Annotated in this window: 12 protein-coding genes; 11 read left to right on the forward strand and 1 reads right to left on the reverse strand. The window is 69.0% G+C overall.

The window, feature by feature from the left end:
- The first annotated feature begins 14 nt into the window (after positions 1-14).
- The 11 genes from AB0E77_RS32635 (at position 15) to AB0E77_RS32685 (ending at position 13479) form a co-directional block, all read left to right on the forward strand.
- Entirely contained in the window at positions 15-932 is a 918-nt protein-coding gene (locus tag AB0E77_RS32635; protein ID WP_361578114.1) for an aromatic prenyltransferase, read from the forward strand.
- A 106-nt stretch (positions 933-1038) separates the two neighbouring features.
- On the forward strand, positions 1039-1458 hold the full coding sequence (locus tag AB0E77_RS32640) for a hypothetical protein (RefSeq protein WP_361578117.1): 420 nt from the start codon (positions 1039-1041) through the stop codon (positions 1456-1458).
- A gap of 56 nt (positions 1459-1514) precedes the next feature.
- The gene (locus tag AB0E77_RS32645; RefSeq protein ID WP_361578120.1) at positions 1515-2420 is read left to right on the forward strand and encodes an aromatic prenyltransferase; all 906 of its coding nucleotides are present in this window, start codon (positions 1515-1517) and stop codon (positions 2418-2420) included.
- A 188-nt stretch (positions 2421-2608) separates the two neighbouring features.
- On the forward strand, positions 2609-4429 hold the full coding sequence (locus AB0E77_RS32650) for a 1-deoxy-D-xylulose-5-phosphate synthase (protein ID WP_361578123.1): 1821 nt from the start codon (positions 2609-2611) through the stop codon (positions 4427-4429).
- A 14-nt stretch (positions 4430-4443) separates the two neighbouring features.
- Entirely contained in the window at positions 4444-5601 is a 1158-nt protein-coding gene (ispG, locus tag AB0E77_RS32655) for a flavodoxin-dependent (E)-4-hydroxy-3-methylbut-2-enyl-diphosphate synthase (protein ID WP_361578126.1), read from the forward strand.
- A 325-nt stretch (positions 5602-5926) separates the two neighbouring features.
- Entirely contained in the window at positions 5927-7504 is a 1578-nt protein-coding gene (locus AB0E77_RS32660; RefSeq protein WP_361578129.1) for a vanadium-dependent haloperoxidase, read from the forward strand.
- 130 nt (positions 7505-7634) lie between these two features.
- Positions 7635-9152 carry an MFS transporter gene (locus AB0E77_RS32665; protein ID WP_361578132.1) on the forward strand — a complete coding sequence of 506 codons (1518 nt, stop codon included), beginning with the start codon at positions 7635-7637 and terminating at the stop codon, positions 9150-9152.
- Between the two features lie 165 nt (positions 9153-9317).
- Positions 9318-10763, forward strand: a complete 1446-nt coding sequence (locus tag AB0E77_RS32670; protein ID WP_361578135.1) for a DUF6851 domain-containing protein — start codon at positions 9318-9320, stop codon at positions 10761-10763.
- Between the two features lie 216 nt (positions 10764-10979).
- A complete protein-coding gene (locus AB0E77_RS32675) occupies positions 10980-11903 on the forward strand; it encodes an RNA polymerase sigma-70 factor (protein WP_361578147.1) in 924 nt (307 codons plus the stop codon).
- Between the two features lie 35 nt (positions 11904-11938).
- The gene (locus AB0E77_RS32680) at positions 11939-12565 is read left to right on the forward strand and encodes a sigma factor-like helix-turn-helix DNA-binding protein (RefSeq protein WP_357801307.1); all 627 of its coding nucleotides are present in this window, start codon (positions 11939-11941) and stop codon (positions 12563-12565) included.
- Between the two features lie 32 nt (positions 12566-12597).
- The gene (locus AB0E77_RS32685; RefSeq protein ID WP_361578138.1) at positions 12598-13479 is read left to right on the forward strand and encodes an aromatic prenyltransferase; all 882 of its coding nucleotides are present in this window, start codon (positions 12598-12600) and stop codon (positions 13477-13479) included.
- A gap of 129 nt (positions 13480-13608) precedes the next feature.
- On the opposite strand, the gene AB0E77_RS32690 is transcribed toward AB0E77_RS32685, so the two are convergent.
- Positions 13609-14880 (reverse strand): NAD(P)/FAD-dependent oxidoreductase, encoded by a 1272-nt coding sequence (locus AB0E77_RS32690; protein ID WP_361578141.1) that lies wholly within the window; start codon positions 14878-14880, stop codon positions 13609-13611.
- Positions 14881-15270 lie beyond the last annotated feature (390 nt).

Genomic DNA, 15270 nt, shown 5'->3' on the forward strand with positions numbered 1-15270 from the left:
CACTCGGAGGATGAATGTCCAGGACCGCTGAAATAGAGAAGGTGTACTCGGCCATCGAGGAAGGCTCCCGACTGCTGAGTGCCCACTGCACGCGCGAGAAGGTCTGGCCGGTACTGGACGCGTTCGGGGACGCGCTCCCCGAAGCCATGATCGTCTTCGGCGGGCAGGGCGGCGACCGCCACGCGGGGGAGCTGGACTACAGCTTCACGGTGCCGGCGTCGATCGGCGACCCGTACCCCCACGCGCTGTCGAAGGGGCTCGTCGCCGAGACCGACCACCCCGTCGGCTCCGTGCTCTCGGACATCCAGGGACGATGGCCCATCAAGGAGCACTTCGTCGACGCCGGCGTCGTCGGCGGCTTCAAGAAGCTCTACGCGCACTTCCCGGACACCATGCAGAAGGTGTCGGAGATCGCCGCCATCCCGTCCATGCCGCCCGCCGTGGCCGCGAACGCCGGCCTCTTCGCCCGGTACGGCCTGGACCACGTGGCGATGATCGGCGTCGACTACCGGCACAAGACCGTGAGCGTGTACTTCCACTTCGGCCCCGACGGCCGCCCCGCACCGAGCACCATCCGGTCGCTGCTCCTCGAACTCGGGATGCCGGACCCGGACGACCGGATACTCGAGTTCGCCCAGCGGTCGCTGCGCGTCAACATCACGCTCGGCTGGGACTCCCCGGACATCATCCGCGTCGCCTTCGCCCCGCCGCCCGTGCGCGGACTCGACCCGTCGGAGATCCCCGGCCGGATGCCGGAGATCATGGAGCGGTTCGCGAGGACCGCACCGCGCGCCTACACCGGCGGGCGCGTGAACATGTACGCCGTCAAGTGGATGCGCGGCGAGGAGTTCCACGAGGTCTGCACGTACTACCAGCTCACCGAGCTGCAGAAGAAGCTGCTCACCGAGGCCCCCGAGGAACAGCGGGCCTAGAACGGCCGAGGCCGGTTCTCCGTTCTCCGCCCTGCCGTACTCGACCGTTCCTCTGGTCGAGTGGGCCACCTTCGAACGAGCGCCGAAACCGACATCAGGAGACCACATGTCCGGAGCGACCGAGGTGGCGAACGCGGGGCCGGAGAACCTGGCCGCGTACGCGAACCAGCTCTTCCAGGAGGCCATCGCCGGCCCGCGCGAGCAGCTCGGCGAACGCCTCTTCCGTATGTCCCTGACGGCCTGGGAGAACCCCGCGCTGAGGCCGCAGCTCCTGGAGAAGATCCGGTCCGCGACCACCAGCGACGAGGGCGCCGCCCAGCTGCGGGACCACTTCTCCTCCATGCTGGTCGAACGGGTGGGGGAGGTGGTCGGGGCGCCGCGGCTCAACCTCAACGCGGTGGTGGCCCAGGTCGTGGGCCTGATCATGCTGCGCTACGTGATGCGGATGGAGCCGATCGCGTCGGCGTCGGTGGACGAACTGGTCGACACCTTCGCCCCCACGATCCAGCACCACCTGGACGCGTAGGCCGGGCAGCCCGCCACGCTCCGGGACCAGATACCAGAACGACGTTTGGAGGATGAATGTCCGAGAACGCGGCGGACAAGCTCTACTCGGCCATCGAGGAGACAGCCGGCCTGCTGGATGTGACCTGCTCGCGCGACAAGGTCTGGCCGGTACTGACCTCGTTCGAGGAGTTCCTTCCGCAGGCCGCGATTCTCTTCAGGGTGGCGACCGACGCACGCCACGCGGGAGAACTCAATCTGCACTTCATGATGCTTCCGGGTGACGTCGACCCCTACGCCCTCGCCGTGTCGAAGGGCCTCATAGCGAAGACGGACCACCCCGTCGGCACCCTGCTCTCGGACATCGCCGAACGATTCCCCGTCGAAAGCTACGGCATCGACTTCGGAGTCGTGAAGGGCTTCCAGAAGACCTGGTCGTGTTTCCCCGGCAACAGCATGCAGAGCCTGTCGAAGCTCGCCGAGGTCCCCTCCGTGCCGCCCAGCCTGGCCAAGAACCTCGACTTCTTCTCCCGCTACGGCCTGGACGAGAACGTCACCCTGGTCGGCATCGACCACGGACACCGCACGATGAACGTGTACTTCGGCGAGGTGGGCGAATGCCTCGAGCCGGAGGCCGTCCGCTCGATGCTGCGCGACCTCGACATGCCGGAGCCGAGCGAGCAGCTGCTCAACTTCGCCCGGCAGGCGTTCGGCTTCTACGCCACCCTCAGCTGGGACTCCCCGAAGATCGAGCGCTTCTGCTACGCCGCGATCGCCCCGGACCCGCTGGCCCTCCTCGACCGGGTCGAACCGAAGATCGAGCACTTCCTGAAGACCGTCCCGTACGGCGTCGACGACCCCAAGGCCGTCTACGCGGCGACGTCCCCGGCCGACGGGGAGTTCTACAAGATCCAGTCGTACTACCAGTGGCGGCCTCGGCTGGTGAACCACATGCACACGAGCGTGTCCGACTCCGACGAGTAGCGTCCGCCCCTCTCCGGCGCACCCACCAGGCTCCCGTGCGGTCGAGTGAGCTGTACGCCATCTCGACTCGACCGCACGGGAGCTCCTTCTCGTTCCCGGCTCCCGCCGGGACACCCCCTGTTCACCATGCAGAGACCAATGAGTCAGAAGACCTTCCGTTTCGGATAGATACTCGCTGAGGAGTCGCTATGGGCCTTCTTGAGAAGATTCAATGTCCACAGGACGTGCGGAGGCTGGACTCTTCGCGGCTGCCCGAACTCGCGGCCGAGATCCGCGAGTTCCTCGTGGCCGCGGTATCCAAGACGGGCGGACACGTCGGACCGAACCTCGGCGTCGTCGAGCTGACTCTCGCCCTGCACCGGGTCTTCGAATCCCCGCGGGACCGGCTGCTCTTCGACACCGGCCACCAGGCCTACGTCCACAAGCTGCTCACCGGCCGCCGGGAGGGATTCGACCGGCTGCGCCAGCGCGGCGGCGTGTCCGGATACCCGAGCCGGGCCGAGTCCGAGCACGACGTCATCGAGAACTCCCATGCCTCGACCGCGCTCTCCTACGCCGACGGACTGGCGAAGGCCAGGCAGCTCAGCGGCACCGACGGCAGCGTCGTCGCCGTGGTCGGGGACGGCGCCATGACCGGAGGCATGGCCTGGGAGGCGCTGAACAACATCGCCGCCTGCGAGGACCGGCCGGTGGTGATCGTGCTCAACGACAACGGCCGGTCCTACTCGCCGACCATCGGGGGCTTCGCCAGCCACCTGGCGTCGCTGAGGCGCGGCGAAGGCGCCGCCATGTTCGAGAGCCTCGGCCTCGCCTACATCGGACCGGTGGACGGGCACGACCCGCACCTGCTCGAGGAGACCCTCAGGAAGGCACGCTCCCTCAAACGCCCGGTGGTCGTGCACTGCCTCACGAAGAAGGGCCACGGCTACGCTCCGGCGGAGAACCACGCGGAGGACTGCTTCCACGGCCCCGGCGCCTTCGACCCGGTGACCGGCGAGTCGCGGGCCGCCGCCTCCACCTCCTGGACGGAGGTGTTCGGGTCCGAGCTGGTGAAGATCGGCACCGAGCGCTCCGACGTGGTGGCCCTCACGGCGGCCATGCTGCACCCGACCGGCCTCGCCGACTTCGCCGACGCCCACCCCGACCGCGTCTTCGACGTCGGCATCGCCGAGCAGCACGCGGTGACGTCCGCGGCCGGCCTCGCGCTGGGCGGGCTCCACCCCGTGGTCGCGGTGTACGCCACCTTCCTCAACCGCGCCTTCGACCAGGTCCTGATGGACGTCGCACTGCACGGGCTGCCGGTCACCTTCGCCCTCGACCGCTCCGGCGTCACGGGAAGCGACGGACCCAGCCACAACGGCATGTGGGACATGTCGATGCTCTACCTGGTGCCCGGCCTGCGCATCGCCGCCCCCCGCGACGGGGCCCGGCTGCGGGAACTGCTCCGCGAGTCGGTGGACGTGTCCGACGCACCCACGGTCGTCCGGTACCCGAAGGGCTCGGTGACCTCGGACATCGACGCCATCGGCACGTTCGGCGGCCTGGACGTGCTCTCCCGTCACGTCGGGCTGGGACACACCGGCTACGACGTCGAGGACGTCCTGCTCGTCGGCGTCGGCTCCATGGCCGGCGTGTGCGTGGAGGCCGGCCGCCTGATCGCCGCCCAGGGCCTGGGCGTCACGGTCGTCGACCCCCGGTGGGTCAAACCCCTGGACTCCGCCCTCGCCGACGCGGCCCGACAGCACCGCCTGGTGGCCGTGGTCGAGGACAACGGCCGGGTCGGCGCCGTCGGCGACGCCGTGGCCAGGCTGCTGCGCGACGCCGACATCCCCACGCCGGTGCGGACCTTCGGCATCCCCCAGGAGTTCCTCGACCACGCCAGCCGGTCCGAGATCCTCGCCCAGATCGGGCTCGACGCCCAGGGCCTCGCCCGCACCATCACCCAGCTCGTCCAGCGGACTTCCGTCGCTCTGCCCGACGACGACCGGTCCCTGCCCATCCACGCATGAGAGGAGACTCGCTCGTGCCGAACGTCGATCTAGGTATCCCGCAGATCCCGCAACGCCCGATCGTGAAGCGCCGACACTCCCGTCCGATCTCGGTGGGAGCCGTGGGCGTCGGCGGGGACCACCCCATATCGGTGCAGTCGATGACGACCACGCTGACGGCCGACGTCAACGCGACCCTTCAGCAGATCGCCGAGCTCACCGCTTCCGGCTGCCAGATCGTCCGCGTCGCCGTGCCCTCGCAGGACGACGCCGACGCGCTGCCCCAGATCGCCCGCAAGTCGATGATCCCGGTCATCGCCGACATCCACTTCCAGCCCAAGTACGTCTTCGCCGCGATCGACGCCGGCTGCGCGGCCGTACGGGTCAACCCGGGCAACATCAAGAAGTTCGACGACCGGGTCAAGGACATCGCCCAGGCCGCCTCCGCCGCCGGCACGCCCATCCGGATCGGCGTCAACGCGGGCTCGCTCGACAAGAGGCTGCTCCAGAAGTACGGCAAGGCCACTCCGGAGGCGCTGGTCGAGTCCGCCCTGTGGGAGGCGTCGCTCTTCGAGGAGCACGGCTTCCGCGACATCAAGATCTCGGTCAAGCACAACGACCCGGTCGTGATGATCGAGGCCTACCGGCAGCTCGCCGCCCAGTGCGACTACCCCCTCCACCTCGGCGTCACCGAGGCCGGCCCCGCCTTCCAGGGCACCATCAAGTCGGCCGTCGCCTTCGGCGCGCTGCTCAGCGAGGGCATCGGCGACACCATCCGGGTCTCGCTCTCCGCCTCGCCGGTGGAAGAGGTCAAGGTCGGCACCAAGATCCTGGAGTCGCTCGGCCTGCGTCAGCGAGGCCTCGAGATCGTCTCCTGCCCCTCGTGCGGGCGCGCCCAGGTGGACGTGTACAAGCTGGCCGACGAGGTCAACGCCGCGCTCGAGGGCTTCCCGGCTCCGCTGCGGGTGGCCGTCATGGGCTGCGTCGTCAACGGCCCCGGCGAGGCCCGCGAGGCCGACCTCGGCGTCGCCTCCGGCAACGGCAAGGGCCAGATCTTCGTCAAGGGAGAGGTCGTCAAGACCGTCCCCGAGTCGCAGATCGTGGAGACGCTGATCGAGGAGGCCATGCGCCTCGCCGAGGAGATGGGCATCGACCCGCTCGCCGACGACGAGGCCGGATCCCAGGCGGCATGAGAAGAGAGAAGACCACGCGGTCTGTTAATTGAGCCCCTTTCGGGCTGCCTCCGGACTCCATGAGCACTCGAGGCATCGTACGGAACGACTCTCGAGAACCTTGAAATGTGCTGGTGCAACAGGGCTGTTGCTGCTGGTCGGGTGGTCCGGCGCCCCGCCTCCGGGCGGGGTGGAGGCGACCGGAGGCATACGGCGTTGACAGACCGGTTGTGCTGTTTCTAGCGTGGTCGGCGCCGACCCCGAGGCAGGGGCACACCTGGACACGGGCCATGGCCCGCCCCGAAGGCCTCGTCTCGCCGCGCATTCCCTTCGAGGAGACCCGACCATGACGACGCCCGGACGACGCTCACCCGCCTCAGGCCTCTCGCCACGGCGCCGCTCGCTGCTGCTCGGCACTGCCGCGACCGCGGCGCTGACCACCCTCGGTCCCACCGGCAAGGCCGCCGCCGGCACGTCCGCCCGCGCGGCGGCGGCCGGTTTCGACCTGGACACCGACAACTTCATCAAGTGGTTCCAGCCCAGCGACGAGAACGCCGGCGAGTCGCCCTCAGGGGCCATCTTCGGCCCCATGGACGCGACCGTACTGCTCTGGTTCAACCACTTGACGGCGCTCGCCTGGTTCGACGCCGTGGCGCCGTACCACCCGACCGCGGTCGGTGTGCACTCCCGGATCGGACGCCGCCCCGCCGGCGAGTCCACCACCAACCGGAACATGAACATCGCCGCCATCTACGCCCAGTACCGCCTCATCAGAGAGGTGCTGCCGCAGAGAGCCGCGGACATGCGGCAGTTCATCACCTCGCTCGGCCTGGACCCCGACAACCACTCGGAGAAGCCGACCGACGCCATCGGCATCGGCAACCTGGCCGGCAAGAGCGTCTTCGAGGCCCGCAAGCGCGACGGCATGAACTTCCTCGGGGACGAGGGCGGCCGCCGGTACAACCCCCTGCCCTGGGCGGACTACACCGGCTACCGGCCCCGGAACACCGCCTTCGAACTCGTCGAGCCCTCCCACTGGCAGCCGCAGCTCTTCCAGCACAACAACCGCCGCGTCGGCGGAGGGCCCGGCGACATCGGCATCTACGTCGCCCAGCACTTCGTCACGCCGCAGATGGGGCTGGTCAAGCCGTACACCTTCCGGCACCCGCGCCAGTTCGAAGTCGCGCCGCCCGCGCACTCCCAGCACTCCGACCCCCGCCGCTACAAGCGCTCGGTGGACGAGATCCTGGAGGCATCGGCCGGGCTCACCGACCGTCAGAAGGCGGTCGCCGAGGTCATGGACAACAAGTTCTGGGGCATCGGCCACTCGGCACTCGTCGCGGCCCGCAACCACGACCAGAACAACGAACTCGGCGTGCACGGCTGGGCCGAGTTCGTCCTCGCGCACCTGCTGGCGACGTTCGAATCACTGATCGTCGCCTGGTACTACAAGGCCAAGTACGACGCCGTCCGGCCCATCAGCGCGGTCCGTCACGTGTACGGCAACAGCAAGCTGACCGCCTGGGGCGGCCCCGGCAAGGGCACGGTCGACGACATCCGCGCCACCGAGTGGCGCAGCTTCCTGCCCACGGGGGACCACCCGGAGTACCCGTCGGGCTCCTCCACGCTCTGCTCCGCGGCGGCGCAGGCCGCGCGGCGCCACTTCGGCGACGACACCCTGGACTGGAAGTTCACCTTCCGAGCCGGCTCGACGCTGACGGAGCCGGGCGTCACCCCCGCCAAGGACATCGAGCTGCACTTCCCCACCTGGACCGAGTTCACCAAGACCTGTGCCAGCAGCCGGGTGTGGGCCGGGGTGCACTTCAAGAAGACGGTTGAGGTGTCCACCGAACTCGGAGAACAGTTCGGCGACCTCGCCTACGAATTCGTGCAGCGGCACGTCAGAGGCGACGTCAAGGACTGACCCCCCTAACTGCGGCGGCGGGTACGTCCCCCGGCCCGCCGCCGCACTCAACCGGCTGTCATGTCACAGGCCGGCCGCCGTATCTCGTCACATGGGTGACGCGTCGAGTCTGTTGGATGGGAGAAAATTCATGGCAACACCAAAGGCAGCCCCTGCGGCCGGGGCGGGCTCCGGTGCGGCGGCGGATCCGAGGCGATGGCTGGTCCTCGCCGTCATCTGCGTCGCCTACCTCATGGTGGGCCTCGACCTGACCGTGGTGAACCTCGCGCTTCCGTCGGCGCAGGAAGCCCTGGACTTCACCGACGCCGACCGGCAGTGGATAGTGACCGCGTACGCGCTGCCGTTCGGAGGCCTGCTGCTGTTCTGCGGGCGGCTGTCCGACCTGATCGGCCGCAAGGAGTCCTTCCTCCTCGGCGTGGCCGGCTTCGCGGTCGCCTCCGCCGTCGGCGGCGCCGCCAACAGCTTCGGGATGCTCGTGACGGCCCGTGCCCTCCAGGGCGCGTTCGCCGCGCTGCTGGCACCGTCCTGCCTGGCCATGCTGGCCACCACGTTCACCGACCCGAAGGAGAAGGGCAAGGCCTTCGGCATCTTCAGCGGCGTGGCGGCCAGCGGCGCGGCCCTGGGCCTGATCGTCGGCGGCGCGCTGACCTCCGCCCTGGACTGGCGGTGGACGCTCTACATCAACCTGCTCTTCGCCGCCGTCGCACTCGTGGGCGGCCTGTCGCTGATGACCAAGCAGCCCAAGACGGGCGCGCGGATGGACGTCCCCGGCGTGCTGCTGGCCTCGGGCGGCATGTTCGGCCTGGTCTACGGTCTCTCCAACGCCGCGGAGGAGAGCTGGAGCACGCCCTCGACATGGGGCGTCCTCGTCGCCGCCGGTGTGCTGCTGATCGCCTTCGCGTTCTGGCAGACGCGCGCCGCGTACCCGCTGGTCCCGCCCCGGATCGTCCTCGACCGCAACCGCGGCGGCGCCTACCTCACCGTGCTGTTCGTCGGGACCGGCATGTTCGGCATCATGCTGTTCCTCATCTACTACATGCAGCTCAACCTGGGCTACTCGGCCATCTCCTCGGGCGTCGCGGTGCTGCCGATGATCGTGTGCACCACCGTCGCGGCCGGCGCGGGCGCCGCCAAGCTGCTGCCGCACCACGGCCCCAAGCCGCTGATCACCGGCGGCATGGTGCTCAGCGCGGCCGGCATGGCCTGGCTGACCAGGATCGGCACCGACTCCGGCTACGCCTCGCACCTGCTCGGCCCGCTCATCGTGGTCGGCATCGGCATGGGCCTGATCTACTCCGCGGCCCTCGGCACCGCCACCTCCGACGTGTCCCCCGAGGACGCCGGCGTCGCCTCGGCGTGCGCCAACACCGGCCAGCAGCTCGGCGGCGCCATCGGCACCGCGCTGCTCAACACGATCGCCGCCACCGCCGCCACCGGCTGGCTGGAGGACCACGTCAACGGTCAGCCCACGGCGCAGCAGCTCGAGCTCGCCTCGGTCCACAGCTACACCCAGGTCTTCTGGTGGTGCACCGCCATCTTCGCGGTCGGCGCCGTCATCTCCGGCCTGATGCTGCGCAGCGGCCCGCTGCCCACGCCCGCCGCCCCGGCCGCGGACCCGTCCGAGCAGACCGAAACAGCACACTCCTGACGCGCGCCGCACCAGCACGCGTCGACCACCACGACCTGCCGGTCCGACGGCCGGCGATACCCGCACGACCCGGGCATCGCCGGCCGTTGCGCTGACCGGAGGAGGCGAAGCACCCCCACAACCCACTTGCACCTGACGTACCTCTGAAGACCCTAAGGAACAGCCATGACGACGTCCGACAGCTCTCCCGCCGCAGGCTCCTCGGCGCCCGGCGGTTTCGACCTGGACAACGGCAACTTCTTCACCGACCTGATCGGCAAGTCGGGCGACACGAGCGGCCAGCACCAGGCCCTCGACCCCCAGGACGTGTCCATCATCATCTGGATCCAGGACATGCTGCAGACCGCGTGGTTCGACGCGCTGGCGCCCTACCACCCCACCGCGGTCGGCGTGTTCACCCGGATCGGACGCCGCCCGGCCGAAGAGTCCGCCACCAACAGGAACAAGAACATCGCCGCCCTGTACGCCTCGTACCAGATCATCAAGACGGTGTATCCGGAGCGGGCCGACGTCATGCGGCAGCTGCTGACCTTCGTCGGCCTGGACCCCGACGACGAGTCCGAGGACCCGACCACCCCCGTCGGGATCGGCACCATAGCCGGCAAGGGCGCCCTCCAGGCCCGCACCCGGGACGGCATGAACTTCCTCGGCGACGAGGGCCGCAAGTACCACGGCCAGCCCTACGACGACTACACCGGCTACAAGCCCGTCAACACCGCCCACGAACTGGTCAACCCCTCCAGGTGGCAGCCGCTGGCCGGACCGCACCGCCGCCGTGTCGGCGGAGGCCCCGGCGACCAGGGCATCTTCACCGTCCAGAAGTTCGCCACCCCGCAGCTGCGCCTCGTCAAGGCCCACTCCTACAAGGACCCCGGCGAGTTCGAGCTCGCCGCGCCCGGCCACCTCGACCACACGAACGCCGACCGGTACAAGCGCGCGGTGGACGAAGTCCTGGCGGCGTCCGCCGGGCTCACCGACGAGCAGAAGGTGAAGACGGAGTTCTTCGACAACACCTACCTGGGCGTCCTCCAGTCCACGAAGATCGCGGGCCAGGCCCACGAGCTCAGCCTGGACGGCTGGATCCACCTGCTCTTCACCAGCTCGGTGGCGCAGCTCGACAGCCTGATCGCCGCCTGGCACCACAAGCACGAGGCCGACGCCGTGCGGCCGGCCAGCGCGATCCGGCACGTCTACGGCGCCACCCCCGTCACCGCCTGGGGCGGCGTCGGCAAGGGCACCGTCGACGACATCCCCGCCGACCAGTGGGCAAGCTACCTGCCCGCCGGCGACCGCCCCGAGTACCCGTGCGGCACCACGACGCTCGTCGCCGCCCAGGCCCAGGCGGTACGGCGCTTCCTCGGCGACGACGTCCTGAACTGGACGCACCCCGTCGCCGCCGGCACGACACAGACGGAGCCGGGCATCACCCCCGCCAAGGACCTGGAACTGCACTACGCCACCTGGACCGAGTTCGTGAAGGACTGCGCCGACAGCCGGGTGTGGGCCGGCGTGCACTTCAAGGAGACGGCCGAGCGGTCCGCCGAGTTCGGCGCACAGTTCGGCGACCGCGCCTACGAGTTCGTACAGCGCCACATCAACGGCGACGTCTAGACCCTCCGCAACGGCCCGGCGCCGCCGCCCGCCAGAACGGGCGGCGGCGCCGGGCCGGCGATGTCACAGACGGCCGGGCTGCCTCGTCCCAAGTCGTGTGAGGGGAACACGGTGCGCGGGACGACCCAGGCCGACCGGCACCTCGAGCAGAAGGTGAAGAGCGTGGGCAACACCGTCGACGACACAGTGGCCGGCACCGCTCCCCGGGCGGCCGGCGTGAGCCGGACCGAGGAGTTCGAGAAACTGCGGCCCCTGCTGTTCTCGATCGCCTACCGGATCCTGGGCAGCGTCAGCGAGGCCGAGGACGCGGTCCAGGAGACCTGGCTGCGCTACGACGCCTCCCCGACCGAACCCAGATCGGCCAAGGCCTTCCTCTCGACCACGGTCACCCGGATCTCGATCGACGTCCTGCGCTCGGCCCGCGTCCGGCGCGAGGAGTACGTCGGGGAGTGGCTCCCCGAACCACTGCTCGCCGACCCCTACGAGGACCCGGTGCGGTCCGCGGAACTGGCCGACTCCCTGTCGACGGCCGCCCTGCTCCTGATGGAACGCCTGTCCCCGCTCGAGCGCGCGGTCTTCGTCCTGCGGGAGGTGTTCACCTTCGGCTTCCCGGAGATCGCGTCGGCGGTGGGACGCTCCGAGTCGGCGTGCCGGCAGCTCGCGGTGCGGGCACGCCGGCACATGGACGAGGGCCGCCCCCGGTTCGAAACCGACCGCCAGGAGCGGCAGGAACTCGCCGAGCGGTTCTTCGGCGCCCTCCGGGAAGGGGACATCGACGGCCTGCGCGACCTGCTCGCCGCCGACGTCCAGCTGGTCGGCGACGGCGGCGGAAAGGTGCCGCAGCTGGCCAGGGCCGTCGCCGGCGGCGACAACGTGGCACGCCTGCTCGCCTGGTTCTTCCCCATGCTGATGCGGGTCGACGTGACGCTGGAACCGCAGCAGGTCAACGGCCAGCCCGGTGCGATCTTCCGCGACCGGCACGGCATGGTGCTCAACACCTGGACGCTCGACGTACTCGGCGGACAGATCCAGACGATCAGCTCGGTGAGCAACCCCGACAAGCTCGGACACCTCGGTCCGGTCGCGGACGCCTGGGCGGTCAACCGCGAAGCGAGCCGAGCCCGCCGGTCCACGGATTGAGCTCCGGCTGCCGCCCGGACTCAAGGAGGACTCGAGTGAGCCGGACCGAAGAGTTCGAGCAGGCGCGGCCCCGGCTGTTCTCGATCGCCTACCGGATCCTCGGCAACGTCAGCGAGGCCGAGGACGCGGTCCACGAGACCTGGCGGTGCTACGAGGCCGAACCCGCGGAACCCGCCTCGGGCAAGGCGTTCCTGTCCGCCACGGTGACGCGGATCTCGAACGACGTGCTGCGCTCCGCCCGGGTCCGGCACCACGAGCACACCGGTCAGCAGGCCGCGTCGACGGCGGCCGTGCTGCTGCTGGAGCGCCTGCCCCCGCTCGAACGCGCGGTCTTCGTCCTGCGGGAGATCTTCGGGTGCGGCCCACCCGAGATCGCCTCGGCCGTGGGCTCCACGGAGGCGGACTGCGCCGGACTCGCCGCCGCCGCGCCCCTGCCCTGGCCGAGACGCATCGACGGCGCCGACCTGGTGGCCCGGGTGCTCGCCGCGATCGTCCCGGCGTTGGCCCGCATAGGCGTCACGATGGAGTCGCAGCAGGTGAGCTGCCGCCCGGGCGCGGTCTTCCGCGACCGGAAGGGCAAGGTCCTCAGCGCCCTGGCACTCGACATCCTCGACGGACAGATACAGACGATCCGCTGGCTGGTGCGCGGACGCCCCTGTTGAAGCAAGCCCTGATGCCGACATCTGGAGGACACATGTCCCGAACCGCCGCGGTGGAAGACACCTACCTGGCCATCGAGGAAGCGGCGCGACTGCTGAAGGTGCGCGGCTCACAGGAGAAGGTCCGGCGGATCCTGCCAGCGTTCGAGCCGTTCGAGGGCGGGATCATCTTCAGCGCCACGGCCGGCCTGGGCGACGCGGCGGACCTCGACCTCACCATCCAGGTGCCCCGGCGGATCGACGACCCTTACGCCCACGCCCTGGCGAACGGATTCGTGCCGGAGACGGACCACCCCGTCGCTTCCCTGCTCTCGGACATCAAGAAGCACTGCACCGTCAACGAGTACCTCATCGACGTCGGAGTCGTCGGAGGATTCAACAAGATATACGTGCATTTCCCGCGCGACGTGCAGGGGGTGGCAAAGCTCGCCGATATCCCGTCCATGCCGCACGCCGTGACCGAGAACACCGAATTCTTCGCCCGCCACGGCCTGGACGAGGTCGCGATGATCGCGATCGACTACCGGCGCAGAACGGTGAATCTGTACTTCCCGCTCCCGGCCGGAATCGCATCGGAAACCACCCTGTCGATGCTTCGCGACCTCGGATTTCCGGACCCCGACGAGCAACTGGTGGAATCCGCCCGCAAAACCTTCAGGGTCTACTGCACCATCGGCTGGGACTCTTCGGAGATCAAGCGGATCAGCTTCGCCCGCAGCCTGGATACGCCCGCCATCCGCACCCGGGTGGAACCGGAGATCGAGCGATTCCTGACGGGAACCCCGTACACGTACGCAGGTGAACGCTTCAGTATTTCGATCGTCAAATGGTCGCCCGACGGCGAATCATTCAACGTCGGCTCGTACTATCAGTTCGGGCCGTTGCAGCGGGAGGTACTGGGGAAGATCCTCAGGTGACAGGTTCTCTCCGTACGCCGACCACCGGCGCCAGCCGCCCACCGAGATGGTGGGCGGCCCGCCGGTTGGCCAGGATCCGTGCCAGTACGGGGAAGGCGGTCACCGACACCGAGACCGGCCCGCCGGACGTCAGTTGCCGGCGGTGGACGGAGCCGAGGCGTCCCCGATGAGGTCGTCGAAGTTCAGGTTGAACAGGGTGTGGTCCCCGGAGAGCCCGGACACCAGCTTGACGAAGTCCACCTGCGCGTCGTTCTTCTTGTCGGGGTCGGTGATCTCCTGGGCCAGGTTGAAGTAGAAGCCCTTGGTCTTCGAGCGGTCGTAGAACTGCTCCACGAAGATACGGATGTCGTTGAAGAACTCGCGGTACGCGGCGTCGTACCGGTCGAGCGCCTTCTCCTCGATCTCCGGGTGCTCGACGATCTGGTCGACGATCTTCGCCAGGGCGCTGCCGGCCAGGGTCGCGAGCGCGACACCGGTCGAGAACAGCGGGTCCACGAACGCGGCGGCGTCACCGACCAGCACCCAGCCGTTCCCGTAGAAGCGCTCGTTGGTGTACGACCAGTCGCGCGCGGAGCGGTAGCCCGACGTCTGGTGCGCGTCCTTGAGGAGCTCCTTGAGCTTGGACGTGTTCTGCAGCTCGGCGGTGAACAGGTCCTCCAGGGACTTCTCGGCCGAGCTCGCGGTCGCGGAACGCGTCACGTAACCGACGCTGAACACGCCCTTGTCGATCGGAATGCCCCAGAACCAGCCGTCCTTGATCCCCTCGATGAGGATGTTGGTCCAGTCGTCGCCGGGCAGCCGGTGGCAGTTGTCGAAGTACGTCCACACCGCGACGTTCTGCAGCTGGTCGTGCCAGTTGACATCGGAGTACTTCCGGCCGATCACCCGGGCCTGCCCGGACGCGTCGATGACCAGGGACCCCCGGGCCTCGACGGCGCCCTCGTGCCCGCGCAGCGCGTACCGGACGCCGACGACGCGGCCGTCCTCCTCGATGGTGTCCTTGACCGTCGCCTCTTCCACGACGATGGCACCCAGCTCACGCGCCCGGTCCAGAATCATCGTGTCCAGGTCGGCACGGCGCGTGTGGTAGGAGTACGGGATTCGCCCGCCCGTGCTGAACGAGAAGTTCCACGGGATCTCGTTGTTGCCCCACACCAGGGTGCCGCCGTACTTGCGCTCGAAGCCCTTCGCCTCCAGGCGCTCGGTCAGGCCGAGTTCCTCCATGGGAAGCATGAATCCGGGAATGAGCGATTCCCCGATGTGATACCGGGGGAAACGCTCACGGTCGAGCACGAGAACGCGGCGGCCGCGCTGGGCGAGGAGCCCCGCGGTGGTGGCACCCGCGGGCCCGCCACCGATGATGATGACGTCAAAGTCGTCAGAGAGACCGTACAGAGTCATGCGAGACCTTCCCCAGATCCGACATTCGCGCTGCGTGAAGACTTCTCGCGCTCTCGCGGAGCACGTTTACCGACCAGGGTGCAGGTATCGGTCACACGGTGTCATCGCCCAGATTGCTCAGCACATACTCGACTCCTGCGGGACCGCCCTAGAGCGCTCCTCTATTGCGTCTCGTTAGCCTCCGGCCGGAGCCGTGATCCATCCGGCACCGCCTTCGAGAATCGCCGCCGGACGACAGGAGCCGACACGTATGTCTGTGGAAACACCGCCGCCGGTAAACGGGGCCGCTACCAGTAAGGACGTCCGCCGGCTGGACCGGGTGATCATCAGGTTTGCCGGGGATTCCGGTGACGGTATGCAGCTCACCGGGGATCGTTTCACGTCGGAGAC

Origin of the sequence: Streptomyces sp. NPDC032940 (assembly GCF_040636935.1) — a bacterium.
Lineage (GTDB): Bacteria > Actinomycetota > Actinomycetes > Streptomycetales > Streptomycetaceae > Streptomyces.